Here is a 22,378-nt window from a genome sequence, read left to right as displayed (position 1 = left end):
CGGACATATTAGGACTAGACACATCGAAATTATGCAAGAACTCGAACAATCGAAGCAAGTACTCAACCCTGATGTTGAGAATGATTCTGCTCAGAACGTTAGTAATGGCGATCGCGTGACGAATGAGTCTCAGCCTGAGATGGGTGTCAATATCGAAACCTATTTTCAGGAACAACGCCAGTGGCTGTTAGCGGTTGCTCAACGGATGCGTCGTGCGTCTACGATAGAAACCGTTGATACGCTGCTAGACACCACTGTGGCTGAAGTGCGGGAGTATTTCCAAGTTGATCGCGTTCTGATTTATCAATTTCAAACTGACACCGAGGGCGTGGTTCGCGCCGAATCCAGGGTTGCGGGGTATACTCCATGTTTGGGTGAATCCTTACCCGCCTTAACCTTTGGCGCAAACAGTCAAATCGAATATCAGCAGCAACAGGTTGTCACCCTGAGTCATCTGTATCAAGGTGTAACCAGTCCCTATCAACTGCAACTGCTGAAACGGTTTCAAGTTAAAGCCAGCTTGAGTTTACCGATTCTGTTTAGTAAACAAACCTGGGGATTATTAATTGTTCAGCAATGTTCTGGAACCCGCACTTGGCAAGACTCCGAAATCAACCTGCTGTATCAGGTGACAACAGAACTTGCTCTTAACCTGCAACCGGGAGAACTGTATAGCCAACTCCGCAGCCAAAACAAAAATACCAAAATTGTCGGTCAAGTCGCGGCGAAAATTCTCAAGAACATCTTGCGATCGCTGAATATTCCCCAAGTCTTGAGTAACGCTACACGGGAAATCCGTCAGCAACTGGAGTGCGATCGCGTAGCGGTGTATCGGTTTAATCAAGATTGGAGTGGGGAATTTATCGCCGAATCCGTTGCTCCTGGCTGGGTACCCTTAGTCGGTCCGGATATCAAAACAGTTTGGGAGGATACCTATCTCCAAGAAACCCGAGGTGGGCGTTATCGTAACGAAGAAACCAATGGTGTGAATGACATTTACGCCGCTGGGTTAGCTGATTGTCACATCGATCTGTTGGAACAATTTGAAGCAAAAGCTTACGCGATCGCACCCATTTTTGAGGGAGACAAACTCTGGGGATTACTCGCCGCCTTCCAAAACTCAGGTCCGCGTCAATGGGAAGCCTCAGAGCTTAACATACTGGCATTAGTCGGGCGTCAGTTTGGTGTCGCCCTCCAGCAAGCCGAATACCTGGACAGTTTACAAGCGCGAACTGGACAATTAGCAAAAGCGGCGGAACGGGAACGCACCATCGCCCGGGTGATCGAGAAAATTCGTCAAACCACGGATTTAGAGAAGATTTTCCAAACCACCACCAAAGAAGTGCGTAAACTGCTCAATATTGAGCGCGTCACCATTTATAAATTCCGCGACGATTATTTCGGTGATTTTGTCAGTGAATCCCAAAGCGGAGGATTTCCTCCAATTGTGGGGAGTGGTTGGGAAGATCCCTATCTCAACGAACATCGAGGCGGACGGTTCCTCGACAATGAAGCCTTTGTTGTTGATGATATTTACACCGCCAATCTCACCGATTGTCACATCGAGGCGTTAGAAAACTATGAGGTCAAATCCTGCGCCATTGTCTCGATTTTCCAAGGGCAAAAACTGTGGGGATTACTCAGTGCCTTTCAAAACACAGGAACACGTCATTGGGAAGAAGGCGAAGTCCAATTACTCAAGCAAGTTGCCAACCAACTCGGCGTCGCCCTACAACAAGCCGAATATGTGCATCAGATTCAGGTGAAATCTGAGCAACAGGCGAAAGAGGCGGAACGAGAGCGGGCGTTAGCCAAAGTCGTGGATAAGATTCGTCAACCCTTCAACATTGACAAGGTGTTTGAAACCACCACTCAGGAAGTGCGGCGACTGCTGAATGCGGAACGGGTGACGATTTATAAGTTCCGGGAGGACTATTTCGGCGACTTTATCTGTGAATCCGAGTCGGGCGGATTTCCTAAGTTAGTCGGGAGTGGCTGGGAAGATCCCTATCTGAATGAATACCATGGGGGACGCTTCCGGGACAATGAACCGTTTGTGGTAGACGATGTTCACGATGGTACGCTGACGGATTGTCATGTTGAGGCGTTAGACTACTATGGCGTCAAATCCTGCGCTGTGGTGTCTATCTTCCAAGGTGACAAGCTGTGGGGATTACTCAGTGCCTTTGAAAACACAGGGACACGCCACTGGGAAGACGGTGAAGTGCGCTTGCTCAAACAAGTGGCATCTCAACTGGGCGTAGCGCTGCAACAGGCAGATTATTTGCAGCAATTACAAACCCAATCCCAGCAACTGCTGAAAACCGCCGACTTGGAACGAGTCACGGCTCAAATTATCAGCAAAATTAGCCAATCTCAAGACCTGGATCAGATTTTCCAGACGGCTTGTGGGGAACTACAAACCTTTTTGGGGGCTGATCGCGTGGGGATTTATCGCTTTGATCCCGAATCGGGGTTTGATCAGGGAGAAATGGTGTCTGAACGGGTCGTCGCTGGTTTTCCCTCTGCGCTGTCGATAACAGTTGATGATCATTGCTTTGGTGAAAAACATGCGGAAAATTATCGCAAGGGACGAGTGTGGGCAGTGGCGGATATCCATCACGCCAATTTAGCCCCCTGTTATATTGATACCCTCTCCAAATTCCAAGTGCGCGGGAATTTGGTCGCACCCGTTATGCAGGGGATCGAATTGTGGGGATTACTCTGTATTCACCAATGCAGTCGTCCACGCAAGTGGAGAAACCAAGAGGTGGAATTTGTCAAGCAGGTGGCGTATCAATTGTCCATCGCCCTGAAACAATCCCAATACCTGCACCAGTTACAAGACCAATCCACCCAACTCGCGACGATTGCCCAAACTCAGGAAACGGTATCCAGTGTTCTGACTAAGTTGAGCTATGGCGAGGATATTGCCACCATCTACAATACATCCACTCGTGAACTGCGGAAATTACTCAAGTGCGATCGCACGGCGGTTTATCAGTTTGAACCGGATTGGAGTGGCGTGTTTGTAGCGGAGTCGGTGGCGACGGGATGGACGCCCTTAGTGGGTCCCGATATCCGCACCGTCTGGGAAGATACCTATTTACAAGAAACTCAAGGGGGTCGTTATCGGAATCGGGAAAGCTTTGCTGTGGACGATATCCATACTATCGGTCACTCCGATTGTCACGTTGAAATTTTAGAACAGTTTGAGGTCAAAGCTTACGCCCTCGCCCCGATTTTCGTCGCCGATGAGTTATGGGGAATCCTCTGTGCTTATCAAAATAGTGGATCTCGCCATTGGACAAGTAACGAAATCACGGCGCTAACTCAAGTCGCTCAAGGGGTAGGAACGGCATTACAACGGCTCTACTATTTGGATCAGGCGCGACAGCAGTCAGATCAATTCGCCCAGTTAGCGAAACGGGAAAGTAACTTTATCAACCTGCTGTATAAAACTGGACAACGGATTGCTGAGCGCTTGCAGAAAGGAACTTTGAACCCAGAGATTTTGTTGCAGGCGACAAGTCAGGAATTGCGACTCCTGCTGAATGCGGATCGGGTGGCGGTTTATCGCTTTAATTCCGATTGGAGTGGGCAAGTTGTGATTGAAGATGTGGGGGGTTCCTACGTCAAGGTTATTGGTAGCCAACTGGCAAAGGTGAATGATCCGGTGTTGCAACAAAGCGAGGGCGGTGTGTATCGCCAAAATCAAACCACGGCGGTGAACGACATTAGCCAAGCCACGGAGTTGACGTTTAACCGGGAGATTTTGCAGCAGTGGGGGACTAAAGCGTACATCATCACCCCCCTATTCCAAGGGGAAAAACTTTGGGGATTGCTGGGGGTGTATCAAAACAGTGAATCCCGTACCTGGGAAGAGGGAGAGGTTAAACTCTTGGCGCAGATGGCAACTCAGTTAGGGATTGCTCTCCAGCAAGCGCAATCCTTGGAACAAGTTCAGGAACAGTCGCAGCAATTGATGGCGGCGGCGCAACGGGAGAAAGCGGCGAAGGAAGAATTACAACAGGGGGTAATTCAACTGCTAATGGCAGTACGTCCGGCGTTACAAGGGGATCTGACGGTGCGAGCGCCGATTACCGAAGATGAAGTGGGAACGGTGGCGGATGCTTATAACAATACCCTGCAAAGTCTGCGGGGGATTGTGAAACAGGTACAGGATTCCTCTCGCCAAGTGGCACAAACCTCCCAAGCCAGTGAAACCGCGATCGCAGGATTGGCGCAGCAAGCCCAACGCCAGTTCCAGGCGCTGGAAAACACCTTGGAACAGATTCAGATGATGGTGAATTCCACCGAAGCGGTGGGGGCTAGCGCTCAACAGGTGGAAGAAGCGGTGCAACAGGCGAACCAAACGGTTCAAGCTGGGGATGAGGCGATGAACCGCACGGTGGATGGGATTATGGATATCCGGGAAACTGTGGCGGAAACCAGTAAGCGGCTGAAGCGTTTGAGTGAATCGACGCAGAAGGTGTCGCGAGTGGTGAATTTGATTAGTAACTTTACGACTCAAACCCAGTTGTTAGCGTTAAATGCGTCAATTGAAGCTACCCGCGCGGGTGAGTATGGACGAGGGTTCGTCGTGGTTGCGGATGAAGTCCGTTCTCTGGCGCGTCAATCGGCGGAAGCGACGACGGAGATTGCCCAATTGGTGCAGGAAATCCAGATGGGTACGGCTGAGGTGTCATCGGTTATGGAAACGGGGATTCAGCAGGTTGCATCGGGTACAAACCAGGTGAATGAAGCGCGGGAGTATTTGTATGCGATCGTCGAAGCTACGAGTCAGATTAGTCAGGTGGTAGCGGGAATTACTCAAGCGACTCAAGTTCAGAGTCAGGAGTTACAGTCGGTTACCCGAACCATGACTCAGGTGGCGACGATTGCTAACCAAACGGTGGAGAATTCGACGGAGATGTCTTCATCGTTCCAAGGTTTGTTGACGATGGCGCAAAATCTGCAAATGAGTGCGGATCAGTTCAAGGTTGAATAGTCTGTCATTGGTCTTATGTCTTATGTCATTTGTCCTTTGTCTTATGTCATTGACGCTGTAGGGGCGGGTTTTCCCATTATCCTTTCTGTGTTTACCCAGGTGTGAGTAAACCCGCCCCTAAACCCAACCATTTAGTCAGTTGTCAGTTATCAGTTATCAGTTGTCATTGACGCTGTAGGGGCGGGTTTCACTATTATCCTTTCTGTGTTTACCCAGGTGTGAGTAAACCCGCCCCTAAACCCAACCATTTAGTCAGTTGTCCGTTATCAGTTATCAGTTGTCATTGACGCTGTAGGGGCGGGTTTTCCCATTATCCTTTCTGTGTTTACCCAGGTGTGAGTAAACCCGCCCCTAAACCCAACCATTTAGTCAGTTGTCCGTTATCAGTTATCAGTTGTCATTGATGCTGTAGGGGCGGGTTTTCCCATTATCCTTTCTGTGTTTACCCAGGTGTGAGTAAACCCGCCCCTAAACCCAACCATTTAGTCAGGGCGGGTTTTGTACCAACGTTATCAGCAATAGCGAAAAGCAAGTCCCTAAACCCGCCCCTACATCCTTCGCAATCCAACAGTTTCCCTATGAACGACCCAAATATTCGTGAACAAAGTTACCATTATTTTCTGGAAGAAGCGCCAGAACTTATGGGTATTATCGAACAAGAATTACTCGATCTACGGGCTAATTTTAGTGTCAACAAAGTCCACCATTTAATGCGAACCACTCACACCCTAAAAGGGGCGGCGGCGAGTGTGGAGTTGGAAACGATTAAAACAGTGGCTCACTCGTTGGAGGATATCTTTAAAACTCTGTTTAATCCCGATGTGGTGATTGATGCGGAGGTGGAGGCGTTACTGTTTGAAAGCTATGAATGTCTGCGGCTACCCCTGACGGCGGAAGTGATGGGGGGAAAGATTAATGAGGTGGAAGTTCTCGATCGCACGGCGGCGGTGTTTGCTAAGTTGCAGGAAAAGCTGGGTGATTGTTTTGATCAACAAGCCAATATTCCGAGTTCGTTGGAGTTGGGATTTGATGTGACTCAATCCATTTTTGAGGTGGGGGTGAGTCAGCGGTTAGATCAAATTACTGAGGCTTTGGCGAGTAATGATCCGTCAGTGATGGCGGACACCTTGCGATCGCAGGCGGAGGTGTTGCTGGGTGTGGCGGAATCGATGAATTTACCGGGATTTGCGGCAATTGCCAGTAGTGCGATCGCGGCGTTGGAGAATTATCCGGATCAGGCGGAAATGATTACTCAGATCGCCCTAGCTGACTTCCAGGCGGGACAAAAGGCGGTGCTGAATGGCGATCGCACTCAAGGGGGTCAACCCTCTCAATCGCTGCAAGAATTGGCGGGTGTGGTGGATGGTGATCTAGAGGATGCTGCGCCAGCCGCCGCGCCAGAGAATGTCTGGGAAGCGGATCTGAGTGATTCAGAGGTTAGTGAAGAGTTGGCGGCGTCTGATACATACGCGGCGGATTCAGCTTACCCCGATGAAGAGTTTTCGCAACGTCCGATCACAGATTCGGCAGATTTTCAACTGGATGCGACGGATTTGACGCCTTTACTGGATATCGATATCAATGAGTATGAGGATTATAGTGTATCCGAACCGGAGACAGAAGGGGTTGAGGAACCCGATTCGGCTGACTTATTGGATAGTGTTTGGGGAAATATCTCGGTTTCCGAATCAACAACGGAGGAGGATGTTCCGGTAGAATCTGAATCGGAATCCGAAGAAGTGTTTCCCGTCTTCAAGACTCCAGCCAATAATTTTCAGGACTCAATCCCAGAATCTGTACCGACTCCTCCAGTAGAGGCGGAAGAACCCTTAATGGATTATGTTTTACCTTCGCCACGGGTACAACAAGAATCGGTTCCGGAAACGCAGCCGCAAACGGTGCGGGTGAATATTGATCATTTAGAACATTTGAATTATGCCGTTGGGGAACTCTTAACCTACCAAAATCGCCAATCCCTCCAGGATGAGCAATTGCAATCAGCGGTTCGTTTGGTATTAACTCGGCTGCAACAGCATCAACAACTCTTGGATGAATTGCAAGATTGGCATGACCGTCAATTGCATCGATCGCAACAAAAACGGATGAATCTCAGGGGAAGAAGACGCCGAGAAGCGATTCAAGAAAAGCCGTCATTGGCTTGGCAAAATCCCCAGACAACAATCCCCAATTACTTTGACCCGTTAGAACTGGATAGTTATAACGAACCGCAGCTTTTAATCCAGTCGCTGATGGATGATACCGCCCAACTGACGGAAGCAACGGAGTCGATTGAAGTTTTTGCCAGTCAATTTAATCAAACCTTTGACAAACAACGGCGACTGCTAACCAGTATCCGTGACACGTTGATGGAGGCGCGACTGTTGCCATTAGGCACTTTATTTAGACGGTTTCCGCGAGTGCTACAACAGTTAGAAGTCACCCACAATAAATCTGTGGAACTCTACATGGATGGGACAGAGGTATTAGTGGATAAAGTGGTGGTGCAGAAACTTTATGACCCCTTACTGCACCTGATCCGAAATGCCTTTGATCATGGGATTGAGTCGCCAGAGGTTCGCCAAGACTCCGGCAAAACCAGTCAGGGTACTATTGCCATTGATGCCTATCACCAGAATCGATATTTGGTGATTGAAGTTCGGGATGATGGGCAAGGATTAAACTTTGAGAAGATTCGTCAACGGGCGGTAGAACAGCGTTTAATTGATGCCGAACAAGCCAGACGATTGTCACCCGCTGAACTGGCTGAGTTTCTGTTTGAACCCGGTTTTTCCACCGCTTCCGGGTTAAGTGATTTATCCGGGCGGGGAATTGGTATGGATGTGGTGCGTTCTCAGGTGGAATCCCTACAAGGGTCAGTGACGGTATATTCTCAACCGTATTATGGAACAACCTTTCGGCTGCAAATCCCCCTAAATCTGACCATCGCCAAGCTACTGTTGATGGAGGCGGGAGGTCAAACTTATGCGTTACTCTCAGATGCGATCGAACAAATCATTATCCCGTCACCGGAACGACTGCGCTGCTGGGATGAGGGGAAAGTGCTGCGATGGGGTACTGGCAAGGATGAGCAACTAATTCCGATTTTTTCGTTGGCAGAGGTGTTAGATTACCATATTCCTCAACCGAAAACCTTAGTGTTATCCTCTCAACGCCCGTTAGTTGAGCAAACTCCGAAAATGTCGGTGATTTTGATCCGGTGTCAGAATCGGCTATTAGGCTTGGAAGTCAATCAGCTTGTCGGTGAACAGGAATTAGTGATTCGTCCCCTAGGATCGATGATTGCACCTCCAGATTACGTGTATGGCGGCTGTATTCTGGCAGATGGTGGGTTAGCCCTGGTGCTAGATGGGACAACATTAATGCAGTCGATTGCTGATCAGCAGACGGCAAAATCCCCGCCAGAGTTTACCTCTGATTTTCAATCCTCAATGGTGGCTTTAACGGGTTCCACCTCTGTTGCATCGGATCAACCCCAGCGACAATTATCTCCCTCCCGCCCAGCAGCGTTACCTGCTGCACCTGAACCGCCACCCCCTACGCCAACCCCCAGGCGATCGCCCCAACTGGTGCTTATTGTCGATGATTCGATTACCGTGCGCCAAAGCTTAACCTTTACCTTACAAAAGGCGGGCTATCAGATTCTACAGGCAAAGGATGGGTATGAAGCCATTGAACAACTGCAAAATCATGGAGAGATTCAATTAGTTATTTGTGACATTGAAATGCCGCGCATGAACGGATTTGAGTTTCTCAAATACCGCCAACAGGAGCCAGTATTAGCAAATATTCCTGTTGTCATTTTAACCTCTCGCAGTAGCGAAAAACATCGTTTAATTGCCACTGAGTTAGGGGCGAATGATTATATCACCAAGCCATTTATCGAACCTCAGTTGTTAGAAACCGTGCAGCAATTCATCAATGCTTAGATGGTTAGAGCGTTCTGATAAATTTCCACCTGGAGAGGGATAAACGTGCTGCTGTATTTTGCATTCTGTCCTTTATCAACCAATAAATTATGACCAGTGACACCCAAAAAAATATCGTCTTTAAGATTAGCGACTGTCTAATTTCACTGCCCATGGATAACGTGTTAAAAGTGCTAAACACACCATCCAATGAGAGTGGTTGGAATGCCATGGGATTACTGCAAATTGGAGATTATACGATTCGGATTGTTGATTTACATCAACAGTTAAATCCTAACTATGACACTGATTCAACCAACTTGCAATCCTTTTTAGTCATTACCAACCCCATAGAAGGCAATCTCTTTGGCATTATCGTCGATGAACCCCCCAATTTGATTGAATTAAATACTGACCTAATTCGTAAGTTACCTAAATATAACCGTCGCTTACCGATGATGAGTCATGCGGCGGTTCTCCAGGAGAATGAGAAAAAAACGACAATTTTTATGTTAGATTTATTTGAATTATTTAATCCAGTTGGATAAACTTGGTCATTTGTCCTTTGTCCTTCGTCTTATGTCATTTGTAAGAACCGTAGGGTGCGTTAGGCGTAATCAATTATATTGATCATCCTGTTAATGGAAATGTCGCCGTAACGCACCATGATTCGGGTCAAGGTAAAGAAAGGCTAAGGTTCCCTTACGACAAACGGCGCGATCGCACTCCTCACGACTGATGAAACAGTTAGCGTAACGCTCGCCCATCTGTTCCTTTTTCGATACGTTGAACAGACGGCGAAGTCCGATCATGTTCTACCTCAATTACAGCTAAAATTCCTTCCTCAACAGGGACAGCACGCCACAGAGGAAAATAGGGTTCAATCTCAGGAAAATTACCGATACGGTCTGTCAACCACTGGTACATTTCCCGTGATGGTACAATCAGTAAGCCTCCAACTATTGCACGTTGAAGCAGTCCAATTGCAATTTTGTTCAACGCGCGGTGGCTTGAGGATACATTACCTGTTTCCCATTCAACTACGAATTGTCTATCATTAGAGAGTGTTTTAACTGCATCCACTGGACCAGGGCGAGCATTAGTTATGATCTTCATCCGTTTTTCCCGTTGCCAGCCAAACTGCTCATTTAGGACAGTTATACAGCTTTCTTTTATCGGTTTTACACCATTTTTATGTTTCTTGTTTTCCTGACGCAGGATAAACTGATTGTTGCCTGGGGGCCAGTGAACTGCACGAATAGCAGCATAAACTTCTTCCAGGAGTTGCTCAAATTCCTCTGTGTCTGCAAACTGTCCTTTTCTGATTAGAAACTCAGTCCTGTTTATCTTCATTCAGCAGGTTTTCTACTTCAGCCACCATGGATGCAGCCGACACACCAAGCGCTTCTGCAAGCCTGATCATCGTTGACAGGGTAGGTTGTCTTAGCCCCCCTTCTAGACGAGAAATAAATGTTCGATCAAGCTGACTTCGGAAGGAAAGCTCTTCTTGGGAAAGTCGTTTTGCCTTCCTCAGACGCTGAAGAACCGTCCCAAATGCTTTTTCTGGCGTCACGGTGTATCCTCCAAACTAGAGGGTATCCTGGTTGACGGAACGATGCAGTTGCCTATAGGCTACAAAAACCTAATCTCAGTCGAATAGTACTGACTGGTATGTTGGTGGGTTTCGACTTCGCTCAACCCACCCTACGGTATATCAATGGTTTTGGCGATCCCCTAATGCTTATTGAGCGTGCCATTCAATCTTAGTCTGATTGACATAACGGAGAAAAATTACTCATGTCTGTCGCTCATCCATTTTTTCAAGCCATCGGGATCAAATCCGATGATTTAGCCGCGATTAAGCAATTAGCGTCTAAAACAGGCATTTCTGTTAAACGACTGAGATACTACGATAAAAATAGAATTCTGCCTTCAGAGACAGATTTAGAAAAAATTTGCTCGGTAACAAATATTCCTCCCCTAAAATTTAAGTTGTTAATGGGTTGTCTGGATCGGGAAATGATTGCTGCCATACAGAATAAGGCTGAAGAAATTTATGAAATTATTAAAGGTGATAGTCCATCATTGCCTGCTGATCCAACGACACCGAGATTAATGCTCAAAACTGAGTATGGACAGCTATATCAGGGAGATTGCCTAGACTTGATGCGCGACATGGAAGCAGAAACTGTTGATTTAGTTTTTGCTGATCCTCCTTTTAATCTCAGTAAAAACTATCCTTCGGGAATAGATGATAATTTAAAAGAATCGGATTATTTAGAGTGGTGTGAAGCTTGGCTCAATGAATGTATTCGCATCTTAAAGCCTGCTGGGAGTTTATTTCTCTGGAATCTGCCTAAGTGGAATAGTCACCTCTCTGGATTTCTGAATCAACGCCTGATGTTTAGGCACTGGATATCTGTTGATATTAAATACAGATTTCCTATTGCTGGACGGTTATATCCTTCCCATTATTCACTGCTTTACTATTGTAAGGGGGAAAAGCCAAAAACCTTTCATCCGGATAGACTTCCCCTAGAGATATGCTCAAACTGTTACCGGGAGTTGCACGATTACGGAGGCTATAAACATAAAATGAATTCTAGAGGTGTCAATCTAACTGATGTATGGTACGATATTCCACCCGTTAGACACAAGCGTTATAAGCAGCGAGAAGGAGCGAATGAACTGTCCATCAAATTGATTGATCGGATTATTGAAATGGCATCTGATCAAGGAGATATTGTTTTTGATCCCTTTGGTGGTGCAGGGACAACTTATGTCGTCGCAGAGATGAAACATCGCCGTTGGCTGGGTATTGAGATTGGTCCTGTCGATGATATTTTAAGCCGTTTCCAGAAACTTGATCAGGAACGTGATTATTTACAACAAATTCGAGAGGATTATAATTGTCTGTTTACCAACAAAACATTGAAGGTAAGGAGGGAGAAGGGACTCTGGACTTCGGAATCGGTTAGAGAAAAAGCACAGATGTGTGGAAAAACACCAGGGAAGCGTAATCAGGAAGCTTTATCTATTCAAACTGAACTGGATTTCTCAGGACTTAATAATCGGTCAAAGCCCACCTAGATCAGGATACCATTATTCGGGTCAAGGCAAAGAAAGAACCGTAGGGTGCGTTAGGCGTAATCAATTATATTGATCATCCTGTTAATGGAAATGTCGCCGTAACGCACCATGATTCGGGTCAAGGTAAAGAAAGGCTAAGGTTCCCTTACGACAAACGGCGCGATCGCACTCACAAAAATGTGATTGTTCTTAGCCAAGGGTTAACAATCTTTCTGGAAAATCTACTACAAGTCGTTTAAGTTGGAGCCAATACACACCTAAAAGAATATCTTCCAGTTCATCTCCACCCAAAGCTTCAATGGTGAACGCCTCTCCATCCAAAAGCACAGTCCCTTCGTAAAGATTAAACTGTGCTTCTCCCCATGCTGTTTGCATATCCTTTTGTTCAGTTTTAAGTAGCCAGCCTAAACTCTCTGCATCTTGGTTATTAATTGCCAGCCAACCTGTAAATCCTGTATCCAGAATTGCTTGAATTGGAATACTATCACTATCAACGGCAATTAATTCAATTTCAAAAATCAACTCCCCCTTACTGTTAAATTCGCCTGAAATCATATCCTGCCGCAAGTTCCTGTCTGATTAATACGCATGATGAGACGTTTAGAATTAGGATGGTTTTCACGAGCTTTTTTTCGAGCAACGGTTTCCTCTGGGTCAATAAAATACTCTCCGCTTTTTGGCTCTATGACAATAAACCAATCGTAGTGATTTTTGATAAGTTCAGGTTGAACTCGGTCAAAAACAACACGACAATTGCGATAAAAGCTTTCATTTTCTGCGCGACGTTTGGCTTTCTCTTCTGGCGAGAGACGACGTTCGGGAAATACTCTTCCTCTACGGACAACGCGATTAGACGATAACTGACTCATGTTGGGTTCTACCTGTCTAAGATGAAAATTAGTGTAATCCTCTTTCTTAGTTTAATATAGTAAGATTTGAAGATTTGCGATAAGGTTCGTCAAAGCGCGATCGCATCGAACGAACGCTCCCACGAGTCAGACTCACCAGTCGGGGCGCTAGATCAGGGCACGATAATATCGTGCCCCTACCGGATCAATTCGCTCGTAGGGGCATGGCATTGCCATGCCCTATTTAATTAGGTGGACTTACGCACCTACACCCTATATATGGATTAAGGTGCGTTACGCTACTTATTCAGTTGGAGGTCATCGGGTAGTTCAAGGGTGATTTATATGATTTAAGCTCCACGACCGGGTTCTTCACTGAGTTTATCGAAATAGGTGATACTTGTTTTTGCCCAAACACTTTCTTCTAGGTAGTGTTTAGCAACTTCTCCAAGAGCTGCTTTTATAGCTTGGAGGTGGCGTTCGGGATTAAGAAGTTGTTGGCGGAGAGTTGCCAACCTATGAGTTTTGGATTGTTGAATTTCGGTGAATTCTGTGTCGATGATAGGGAAGGCTTCGGCTTCGGTGGTGACGTGGGGATGCTGTGTTTTGAGTTGAGTTAGGAGAGTTTTCCAGTCAGCGATCATCGCACTTTGCACATCTGGCTCAAAAGTGTGGTTATGCTGGTCTTTTATAACCGTCCCCTTGTTTTGATCAATGAGTTGGAAGTCGTGGGCATGAGAAAAGTCGTATTTCGGTTGATCTGCCATGCGTTGTATACTTTCAGCGATTTGGTCTATTTTATCAATAACATCAGCAGACGAAGGTTGAGAAGTTTGCTCACTCACAATCACCAGTGCCTGCTCTTGATGTTGAATGGCTTGCTGCCAAATTTCGTAGTTATAGAATTTGCAGTTCTCTTGGATAGCGAGGATGGCGATGAGGGCATATTTACCGGATTCGGTAGGGAGGAGAGCGCGGAGGTTAGGGAGGATGTGGGCAGCACGATCTTTCTGGAAGCCTCCTAAGATACCTGCAATATTACTCCGTTGTCCCACGTATGGCTCATTCTCAAGAATGTCAAGAAAATATGGAATTGCCGACTCTGCTTGCATTTTTCCTAGTATTTTAATTGCTTCTGTTTTACGATCTAAATCAGGTTTTTTAAGAAGATAAATTAGATCTGGAATTACGCTATTCTCACCAATTTTACCCAAGGTGAAAATAGCTTTTTCCTTAAGGTAACCATTTGAGTTTGCTAAAAAACGATGTAATTCTGGTATAGCTTTCTTGCTACCGATTCTTCCCAAGGTATCTAATACAGACCAGCATTCGTCATCAGATGTTGTTGAAATGCATTGAAGATAACTAATCAATTCAGGAACAACAGTCTCATCCGCTATAAAACCAAGTGTATAGGCTGCTTTACTACGAATATTACTGCTGCAATCTCGCAATCTATCGACAAGACCTATGACCGCATCTTTATCTCCCATTTCATCTAATCCATCTATGGCACACCAACGTACCTCTTCATCTGGGTGTTCAAGAAGGGAAAGTAAACCGATGAGAGCTTGCTTCCCTCCTATGCTAGCCAATGCGCTAGATCCAAATTGACGTAATTCGTGAACTCTATCAACGTTATTGCTTGGATTCTTCAGAAACTCAACTAAGTCTGGTATTGCAGTCTCATCACAAATTTTACCCAAGGCTATAACGGCACTTTTCCGAACATCATCACTGGGGTCTTTCAATAGTCTGATTAATCCTTGAGTAGCACTGCGATCACCAATACTTACTAAAATATCTGCTACACACCAACGCACGTCATGATCTATATGATTAATAAGATTAAGTAGCCGTGGAATAGCTTTTTGACCTACTAAAATTCTTGATTCGCCACTTAAACGATGAAATTCGGAAGCAGCCATCCAACGTGATTCATTCTCGATCAGTGAACATAGTTCTATGATTTTCTCATCCGAGAGCAATTTAGGTTTCATTCTTTCCTGAACCCTCTTCTCCCGAAAATAATCCGATTTCCTTTTTGATAAGGAAGTAGTCGATTGGACTTGCTGTAAAAGCTCTCCTTTCAACCAGTCCGGTACATCCAACGCCTCCACATACCCAACCGTCTGCTCCTGAAACTCTAACTTTACCTCCCCGGCTAACCGCGCACCCAACCGCCAATCCACTTTTAATGCCAATTGCACCACCTGCACCGCCCGCCTATCCTCCACCAGCGCCAACATCAACGCGATTGGCTCTGTCCATTTCAGATAGTTAAGATACTCCTGCTTCAGCACCCCATCACTCAACATTGGCAACCGTGCCAACAATGCCTCGGCTGCATAATATTCCTGAATCAGTTGATGGCGAAACTCTAACTCCTGATTACCTGTTCCCGCCTGAATTAGATGATACTTCTGCAAATCCCGCAGACACTTACGGGCAAAATCCTCTCCATACGCCACCTTGCCATGGAGAAATTGCGCGATCGCCTGTACTGCTTCTTCCCGTGCAATCGCCACCCTAAACTCCGTCGGCGTCTTTCCCTGCATCATCACCCACGCCAACTGTTGCAGCACCGGTTTCCACCAGTCGCGATCGCTCTCAATCACCACATCCTGTTTTAGGTTGCGCTCATACCCCTGAGTAAATAACCGAAACACCAACCCCAAATTCTCTGGAATTTCGTTTGTCTGCTGAAACAAGCTACATAGCATCCATAGCAGTAACGGGGTTTGTCCAAACTCTCGTAAGCGATCACCCAGTTGGCGCAGCATTTCCTCCGCTTGTTCTGGCACGTAGGCTTGAATAAACGCCTGCATTTGCGCTTCGGTGAGCGGCTGCATTTCCAGCTTTTTCTCAATCCCTAAATCTCCCCCCAGGCTCAAATCCCGTGTGGTGAAAATCATCGGTACTTTGGGATGATTGCGGCGAAAATCAGAAAGCTGCGATCGCGCTTCCTCTGACGGTAACTCATTCACCCCATCAAAGAGGATGAGGGAGTGTGACAACAGGGTTTCCAGTTGTGCCTCCCTTAAGGGGAGTTCATTTCGAGTAAAGGCATTGAGAATTAATTGGGTAATTGAACCTTGCCAGTAACGCAGTTCCACCAACACCGGAATCCTCTTTAGCTCCCCTCTCCCAGAATTGGGAGAGGGGCTGGGGGTGAGGGCTTCTGATCTCTGAGTCGTCGCCTCTTCCAACAGTAACCGTGCTAACGCCGTAGACTTTCCCGATCCGGGACGCCCAACTAACAAAACCTGCTCCTGGGCATACTTACGCAGCCCTTCCAGCACTGAAAATCGCTCAACCTTCTCTTTCTGTCGCTGTTCTCGCTCTTTCTCTTTCTGTCGCTGTTCTGGCTCCTCCTTTTTCACCATCTGCACCATCAACCCGAAGTCAAAAATCGGGGTCACATCTTCAGACTGCCGTTGTTTGCTTTCGGCATCAGTTAACGTGTAAAGCTGCCACCACTTCTCATACTTAGAGGTAATTGCCGTTAAATAGGGCTGAAAATCAATATCAGACGGCTTGAGAACCAAATCCCGCCAGCGCCGATCGCGTTGATGAAACTGCTGCTGTAACTCTCGCAATTGGGGAAACTGCTCCAGAATCGCCGTGGTTGGTACGGCTCCACCGCCCAAATCGAAAGCGCGATCGCGGGTAAACTTAACCATCCCACAAACCTTACCGGTGCGCTGATTCAGCAACGGTGCGCCACTCATTCCTGGACGCACTTGTCCCAATTTAAACTTAATTAACCCTGGCTCATCCCCTGTGAACCCTTCACAGTTACACGTTACCGGACAGCCATTGTCAAACTCTTGATCCGGATAACCAAATAGATGGAGCAGATCACGGGATTGAATCGCCCCATCCAAATACACACAAGGCGGATAATCATCAGTCGGAAGCCTCACCCGCAACAGCGCTAAATCATACGGATCAGGGCGCAATTCCTCCACTACCGCCTGTGACCAATTCTCCTGGGTTTGCCAGCGTACCTGAACCGGTTCCCCTTCTGCCTTTTTCACCACATGAGCGCAGGTGAGAATCCATTCTGGAGCGACAAAAAAGCCTGTTCCCCAACCCATGCGACCCGGAAGGGAAAGCTTCACCGTGCATTGTTGCAACAGATTCTCGACGCGACTCATGGTTTACGGTTTCGGCTGGGCTTCCCATTCCAACGTGATTTCCAGATTCGCTTTCCCCGATCCTTTGACAATCACGGCTGTCAATTGTCCCGCCTCGATCGCCATTTCCATGCCAAATTTTACTGTCGCCTTCTTCGGTCTGGCTTTTTTCAGGGGGGCGGCGACCATCTGTACTACCCCCTCGATCGCATCAGCGACAGGCTGAAACTGCTTGGCGTCAAAGCTGACATCCTCTCGCCCTGTCGTTGTTACCTCAAATTTCGCGATCGCCCCATTGGGAAGTTCAACGGGAACGGTATCACGGCGGGATTCGGCAAAGCTCATTTGATTCTCCTCAAACTAAGGTATAGGTCGAGACGGTGGCACTTGCAGCTCAGATGAAGCCGTCAGCGTTTGGTATAAGCGCTCAGATAAGATGCGGTTGGCTTCCTCGGTCAAATGAATGGCATCCCAAAACGCCCGATCAGAAAAATCGTTATAAACATCGTAGAAGTTCAGCGTTTTTACATTCTCGGGATACCAACTTTGAAGCTGATCCAGTGATTTGGCTAAAGCAACATAGCCATCTTGGATTCGTGTCTGATAATCTGCTCCTAATTCAACCAAAATTTCCTGCTCTCTGAGTGAAATCTGTTGATTACCCCCACGACCCGTAATTTCGGGTTGTATGGCGATAATTAAAGGAATTCTTGCCCCAGTTACTAAGCGAATCATTTGCTTGTGGCGATCGCGATAACGGGTAACTCGTTCTTGCAGTTCCTCTGAGTTAACAGGAAGATAGTTAGCTAGGTGGGCTGTACCATTCAACGCCGCTAAACTCAGCCGACTCACCGAGGGTTGGGGACGTACTATCCAGTATTGGATGGCTTTAATCAGATAGGTGTTTGTCACCACAGAGGTTAACTCTTGGGAGAGGTGCGTCCAAAAATGCCCAGAGGCATTACTAAGAAAGGTTTCAATATGGGGAATGTCCGTTGCCATGCGATCGCTCGGTAGGAGCAAGTCCATGTATCCATCCAAAACCACGATCGCGTCAGGTTGGTAGGGCAAAATTTGCAACGCTAACTGAGCCAATTCATTCCCCGCTGCATACCCAGGTACAGCCGCATTAATCACCCGATATTGACCATCTTTAATCTTAGGAGGCAACGCCAACGCCTTTTCTAAATCCGGTTTATAGAAGGGCAGATCTGTCGGTCTATATTTCTCCGGAGAACGCTGCTGTTGAGCAACCCGTTCCTTCAGACGCGCTTCCAGTTGAGCTGCGATCGTGGCTTGATTACTGGGATTCCATTGACCGAATGCGGTTGATCCTCCCAGTAAAAAAATCCGAAATTCACTGTTGGGTTTGTCTAAGGGAACAGGTTCAGTGTCACGGAATCCTTGGGGATTAATCTGCCAAAAATTGCTGGTTTGCTCGCCTTCAAGCTGATAGCCCACAGCGAGACTACGGTGGGCAGCAAGTCGCCCCTGTTCGGATAAACCCTGGTAAGGCTGATCATATTCATTCAAAAACTTGAGGCGGTAAACATTCACGATCGCTGGTTCACCCTCGTAAGCGGCTAACTCAGCGGTTTTGCCCATGACACCCACCAACAGCCGAGTGGACAATTCTAGGAGAATCAAGACAATCGGAATCGCCAAAATGATCGTGAGCAATGGGAAGGGGCGGCGGCGCTTACGGTAGGTGCGACGGCGGCGCGACTTGAACATCAAATACTTTCCTCAAATCATCACAGAATCGGGCGGCTGCGTTGCTAAACTTAACACGGATGGGGTCATCAGACTGACATTAAAATGGCAGGGTTACATCTGAGCGTGGGTTAAAATCCATATTTGTACAGAACTATCCATTATACCTATGCCCTGCAAGCTACTCTTTGTCTGCCTTGGTAATATCTGCCGTTCTCCCTCCGCCGAGAACATTATGAATCACTTAATTGAACAAGCGGGACTTCAGGAGAGTATTGTCTGCGATTCGGCGGGAACGGGTGATTATCATATTGGTTCTCCTCCTGATGAACGCATGACTCTAGCCGCCAGCCAACGGGGAATCATCCTCAAGGGGAAAGCCCGACAGTTTCAAGTTCCTGACTTTGAAGCGTTTGACTTGATTTTGGCGATGGATCGGGAGAATTTACGGGATATTCGGTTCCTAGACGCTACGGTACAGTATCGGGATAAGGTACGATTAATGTGTGATTTTGCCACTCGTCATCGGATACAAGACGTTCCTGATCCATATTACGGGGGTCCAGAGGGATTTAACCAAGTGATTGATTTACTCCTCGATGCTTGCGAGGGATTATTGGAGTATGTGATTAAGACCTATTCCCTACCCGCCAAAGGCAAAGTCCATTCAACAACTCCACGCTACTAACGTAGAGCGTGGAGATTGACGGACAAACGTCATTAATGTTGAATACCGCATTGAGCCTAAACCTGGTACAGACTCTTGAATGCTTCCCTAGTTCAAGTCATCTCTAAGACTTTTTGTCGAGTCGCTATTTGGTTAGGACATCTTGGTTTAGGTGGCTCTAAGGGACTATGCACTTTCACTCGTGAGGTTTATCACCATGTTACGAGTACCAGTTCTTTCAAAATCGGGCAAGCCGTTAATGCCCACAAAACCTAGTCGTGCTAGACGTTGGCTAAGAAACGGTAAAGCAAAAGTAGTACATACCGACTTAGAGTGTTTTGCCATTCAGTTGACCTTTGAAACCCAAGAAAATACCCAACCTATAGCTGTTGGTATAGATCCAGGTAAACACTATTCAGGGATCGGGGTTCAATCGAGTCTCTTTACCCTTTGGATGGGACATCTGGTTCTACCGTTCAAGACGGTTAAGGAACGGATGGAGTTACGGCGGGTCATGCGGCGATCCAGACGGGGAAGACGGATTAACCGGAAGTTGCCTTATGATCAACGTTGCCAGCGTCAATGCAGGTTTAATAACCGCAGGCAAAACAAACTGCCGCCGTCAATTCGAGCCAACAGACAGCTAGAGCTACGGGTAGTCAAAGAGTTGTTTAAGCTGTTTCCGATTAGCGCTATCCACTATGAATTAGTCATGGCAGATGTTGACAGAACCAGTGGGCGCAAGTCAGCCAAGTCTGGTGTTGGATTCTCGCCAGTAATGGTGGGGCAAAAACAGATGCTTAACTGGCTGCGTGAATTAGCCCCAGTAACGACTCATACTGGATGGCAACGGGACGGGAATGGAACCAGTCAGCTTAGGCAGTGGTTAGGGTTAGCCAAGAAAAACAAGGACCAACAGACACCAGCCACACACGCAGTTGATGGTGTAACCTTAGCCGCGTTTGAGTTTACCCGATGGCGGGAATGGCACTCTGATAATGCCAAACATGGCGACTGGAGTGGTTGTGTCGAAGTTACGCCAGCACCATTTGCCATAATCCGTAGACCACCAATTAGCCGTAGACAATTACATTTGTGTGTCCATTCCATTGGGGGTAAGCGGCGCAAGTATGGCGGCACAGTTACCCGGAAGGTGTTTAGGAAAGGTGACAAAGTTATAGCCGAAAAAGCTGGAAAGACTTACGTCGGTTGGTGTTCTGGAGACACCGAGAGACAAGTTTCGGTCAGTGACGCCAACTGGAAACGGTTGGGACAATTCACTGCTAAAAAAGTCCAGTTGTTGCAACGAAGCACGGGGTTAATCGTTCGCATTGAGCGACTTGTATCGAGCGAAGTCGAGATAAGTCGAAATGTCGTGCCTTCACCTGGACTGTCAAACCTTGCCACTCAACGTGGCAAGGTTTGACCTCTATCCCTCTCCGGGTTACTTCGTTGAACCCGGAGTCTCACGAGGCAAGGTCCAATGAGTTTTTTTGAGAAACTCAATCATGCGATCGCACAGAATCAAAGTTTACTGGTTGTCGGACTCGATCCTAACCCAGAAATGATGCCCAAGCGTTACTCCACTGGAGAATATTCCGGTGATCTGATGGATGGGTTAAAAGATTGGCTGCACGTAATTATCCAGCAAACCGCCGATTTAGTCTGCGCCTATAAGCCCACATTTGGCTTTTACAAAGCCTTGGGCGCACCGGGACTCGATTTATTAGAACAGACACTCGCGGCGATTCCTGACTCCATCCCGATTATTTTAGATGCCAAACATGGTGACCTAAACACTAGCACCGTCTTTGCCGAAACCATTTTCACGCGATCGCGGGTTGATGCGGTGACGCTGAGTCCTTATTCTGGACAAGACCACGTTGCACCCTTTTTAATTTATCCCGGTAAAGCCGTCTTTATTCTCTGCTGCACTTCCAACCCGGCGGCTGTCGCGATTCAGCAGTATCCCCAACCCCAAACCCCCCTTTATCTGCAAGTGGTTAAAGAAGCCAAAACCTGGGGCGCACCCGAAGATTTAGCATTAGAAGTTGGCACAACCTCACCAGAAGTATTGGCAAAGATTCGGGCAATTGCCCCAGAACGCTTAATTTTAGCCCGGAGTATCTGGGCGGAGGGGGGTGCTGAACTCAACCAAATTTTAGCAGCCGGGTTAAATACGAATGGCGAGGGGTTATTAATTCCCGTTCCCCAGGATATGTTAGCCACAGAGGAACCCGCCGCCGCCATACAACCCCTGCGAGAGGAGATTAATCAGGCAAGAAGGCAAAAGATTCAACAGGGTTCGACTTGTGAGTTATGGACGCCCGATGTCTGTTTTCTCGAACAACATCCCCATCAGGATTTAATTCTGCAACTGTATGACATGGGTTGTATTTTATTTGGCGAATTTGTCCAAGCATCTGGAGCCGTTTTTCCCTACTATATTGATTTGCGGAAAGTTATCTCCAATCCCCAACTTTTCCATCTAATGCTGAGTGCTTATGCCGAGATTCTGCAAGGTTTGACCTTTGACCGGATTGCCGGGATTCCTTACGGATCATTACCCACCGCAACCGGGTTATCCCTGCGCCTGCATCACCCGATGATTTTTCCCCGCAAGGAAGTGAAAGCCCATGGAACACGGCGGGTGATTGAGGGTCACTTTGAGCCAGGGGAAATGGTGGTTGTGGTGGATGATATTTTGATTAGTGGGAAGAGTGTGATGGAAGGGGCAGCGAAGTTGGAGACAGGGGGATTAAATGTGCAGGATATTGTCGTATTTATTGATCACGAAGGTGGGGTAAAAGATAGATTGAGGGACAATGGTTATCAGGCACATTCTGTGTTAACGATTTCGGAAATTACCCAAACCTTGTATCAAGCGGGGCGGATTACTCAGGAACAATTTCAGGCATTTAACCACAGTGTTCAATAAGCGAACGTCCCACGCCTTAATTGAAGTTCGTGTTAAGTTCGTAGTT

At 47.1% G+C, this 22,378-nt stretch carries 15 protein-coding genes; 7 read left to right on the top strand and 8 right to left on the bottom strand.

Translation table 11 applies throughout. From position 1 onward, the window contains the following. The first annotated feature begins 31 nt into the window (after positions 1 to 31). From RIB93_RS17310 to RIB93_RS17300, 3 genes are all read left to right on the top strand, one after another. Positions 32 to 5,011, top strand: coding sequence for a GAF domain-containing protein (locus RIB93_RS17310; protein ID WP_446373968.1), 4,980 nt, complete (start codon positions 32 to 34; stop codon positions 5,009 to 5,011). A gap of 578 nt (positions 5,012 to 5,589) precedes the next feature. After that, a complete protein-coding gene (locus tag RIB93_RS17305) occupies positions 5,590 to 8,958 on the top strand; it encodes a response regulator (RefSeq protein WP_446373967.1) in 3,369 nt (1,122 codons plus the stop codon). Between the two features lie 89 nt (positions 8,959 to 9,047). Beyond that, positions 9,048 to 9,485: a chemotaxis protein CheW gene (locus RIB93_RS17300; protein ID WP_446373966.1), complete on the top strand. Its 438-nt coding sequence runs from the start codon at positions 9,048 to 9,050 to the stop codon at positions 9,483 to 9,485. Positions 9,486 to 9,575: 90 nt separating this feature from the next. Here the strand turns inward: RIB93_RS17300 and RIB93_RS17295 are convergent, their stop codons facing one another. From RIB93_RS17295 to RIB93_RS17285, 3 genes are read right to left on the bottom strand one after another with little or no spacing between them, the layout of a single operon-like run. After that, the gene (locus tag RIB93_RS17295) at positions 9,576 to 9,704 is read right to left on the bottom strand and encodes a hypothetical protein (RefSeq protein WP_446373965.1); all 129 of its coding nucleotides are present in this window, start codon (positions 9,702 to 9,704) and stop codon (positions 9,576 to 9,578) included. Next, on the bottom strand, positions 9,685 to 10,290 hold the full coding sequence (locus RIB93_RS17290) for a restriction endonuclease (RefSeq protein WP_446373964.1): 606 nt from the start codon (positions 10,288 to 10,290) through the stop codon (positions 9,685 to 9,687). The genes RIB93_RS17295 and RIB93_RS17290 overlap by 20 nt, the downstream gene beginning before the upstream one ends. After that, positions 10,271 to 10,510, bottom strand: coding sequence for a helix-turn-helix domain-containing protein (locus RIB93_RS17285; RefSeq protein WP_446373963.1), 240 nt, complete (start codon positions 10,508 to 10,510; stop codon positions 10,271 to 10,273). The genes RIB93_RS17290 and RIB93_RS17285 overlap by 20 nt, the downstream gene beginning before the upstream one ends. Before the next feature lie 224 nt (positions 10,511 to 10,734). On the opposite strand from RIB93_RS17285, the gene RIB93_RS17280 reads away from it, so the two are divergent. Next, on the top strand, positions 10,735 to 12,027 hold the full coding sequence (locus RIB93_RS17280; RefSeq protein ID WP_446373962.1) for a DNA methyltransferase: 1,293 nt from the start codon (positions 10,735 to 10,737) through the stop codon (positions 12,025 to 12,027). A gap of 189 nt (positions 12,028 to 12,216) precedes the next feature. Here RIB93_RS17280 and RIB93_RS17275 read toward each other — a convergent pair whose 3' ends face one another. The 5 genes from RIB93_RS17275 to RIB93_RS17255 all read right to left on the bottom strand — a co-directional run bounded on the left by RIB93_RS17275 (position 12,217) and on the right by RIB93_RS17255 (position 18,748). Further along, a complete protein-coding gene (locus RIB93_RS17275; protein ID WP_446373961.1) occupies positions 12,217 to 12,582 on the bottom strand; it encodes an aspartyl protease in 366 nt (121 codons plus the stop codon). Continuing rightward, on the bottom strand, positions 12,579 to 12,896 hold the full coding sequence (locus RIB93_RS17270) for a hypothetical protein (RefSeq protein WP_446373960.1): 318 nt from the start codon (positions 12,894 to 12,896) through the stop codon (positions 12,579 to 12,581). Before RIB93_RS17270 ends, RIB93_RS17275 begins: the two co-directional genes overlap by 4 nt. Positions 12,897 to 13,225: 329 nt before the next feature. Beyond that, positions 13,226 to 17,035 carry a HEAT repeat domain-containing protein gene (locus RIB93_RS17265; RefSeq protein ID WP_446373959.1) on the bottom strand — a complete coding sequence of 1,270 codons (3,810 nt, stop codon included), beginning with the start codon at positions 17,033 to 17,035 and terminating at the stop codon, positions 13,226 to 13,228. A gap of 3 nt (positions 17,036 to 17,038) precedes the next feature. Beyond that, the gene (locus RIB93_RS17260) at positions 17,039 to 17,359 is read right to left on the bottom strand and encodes a CU044_2847 family protein (protein ID WP_006104460.1); all 321 of its coding nucleotides are present in this window, start codon (positions 17,357 to 17,359) and stop codon (positions 17,039 to 17,041) included. 15 nt (positions 17,360 to 17,374) lie between these two features. Then, on the bottom strand, positions 17,375 to 18,748 hold the full coding sequence (locus RIB93_RS17255) for an SGNH/GDSL hydrolase family protein (protein WP_446373958.1): 1,374 nt from the start codon (positions 18,746 to 18,748) through the stop codon (positions 17,375 to 17,377). A gap of 148 nt (positions 18,749 to 18,896) precedes the next feature. Here RIB93_RS17255 and RIB93_RS17250 point away from each other — a divergent pair, with 148 nt between their 5' ends. The 3 genes from RIB93_RS17250 to RIB93_RS17240 all read left to right on the top strand — a co-directional run bounded on the left by RIB93_RS17250 (position 18,897) and on the right by RIB93_RS17240 (position 22,332). Then, positions 18,897 to 19,415 carry a low molecular weight protein-tyrosine-phosphatase gene (locus tag RIB93_RS17250; protein WP_446373957.1) on the top strand — a complete coding sequence of 173 codons (519 nt, stop codon included), beginning with the start codon at positions 18,897 to 18,899 and terminating at the stop codon, positions 19,413 to 19,415. 196 nt (positions 19,416 to 19,611) lie between these two features. Next, positions 19,612 to 20,820 carry an RRXRR domain-containing protein gene (locus RIB93_RS17245; RefSeq protein ID WP_446373956.1) on the top strand — a complete coding sequence of 403 codons (1,209 nt, stop codon included), beginning with the start codon at positions 19,612 to 19,614 and terminating at the stop codon, positions 20,818 to 20,820. Between the two features lie 57 nt (positions 20,821 to 20,877). Further along, entirely contained in the window at positions 20,878 to 22,332 is a 1,455-nt protein-coding gene (locus RIB93_RS17240; protein WP_446373955.1) for a bifunctional orotidine-5'-phosphate decarboxylase/orotate phosphoribosyltransferase, read from the top strand. Positions 22,333 to 22,378 lie beyond the last annotated feature (46 nt).

This window comes from Coleofasciculus sp. D1-CHI-01 (genome assembly GCF_040218875.1).
GTDB lineage: Bacteria > Cyanobacteriota > Cyanobacteriia > Cyanobacteriales > Coleofasciculaceae > Coleofasciculus.
This window is presented reverse-complemented; position numbering and strand designations above follow the sequence as displayed.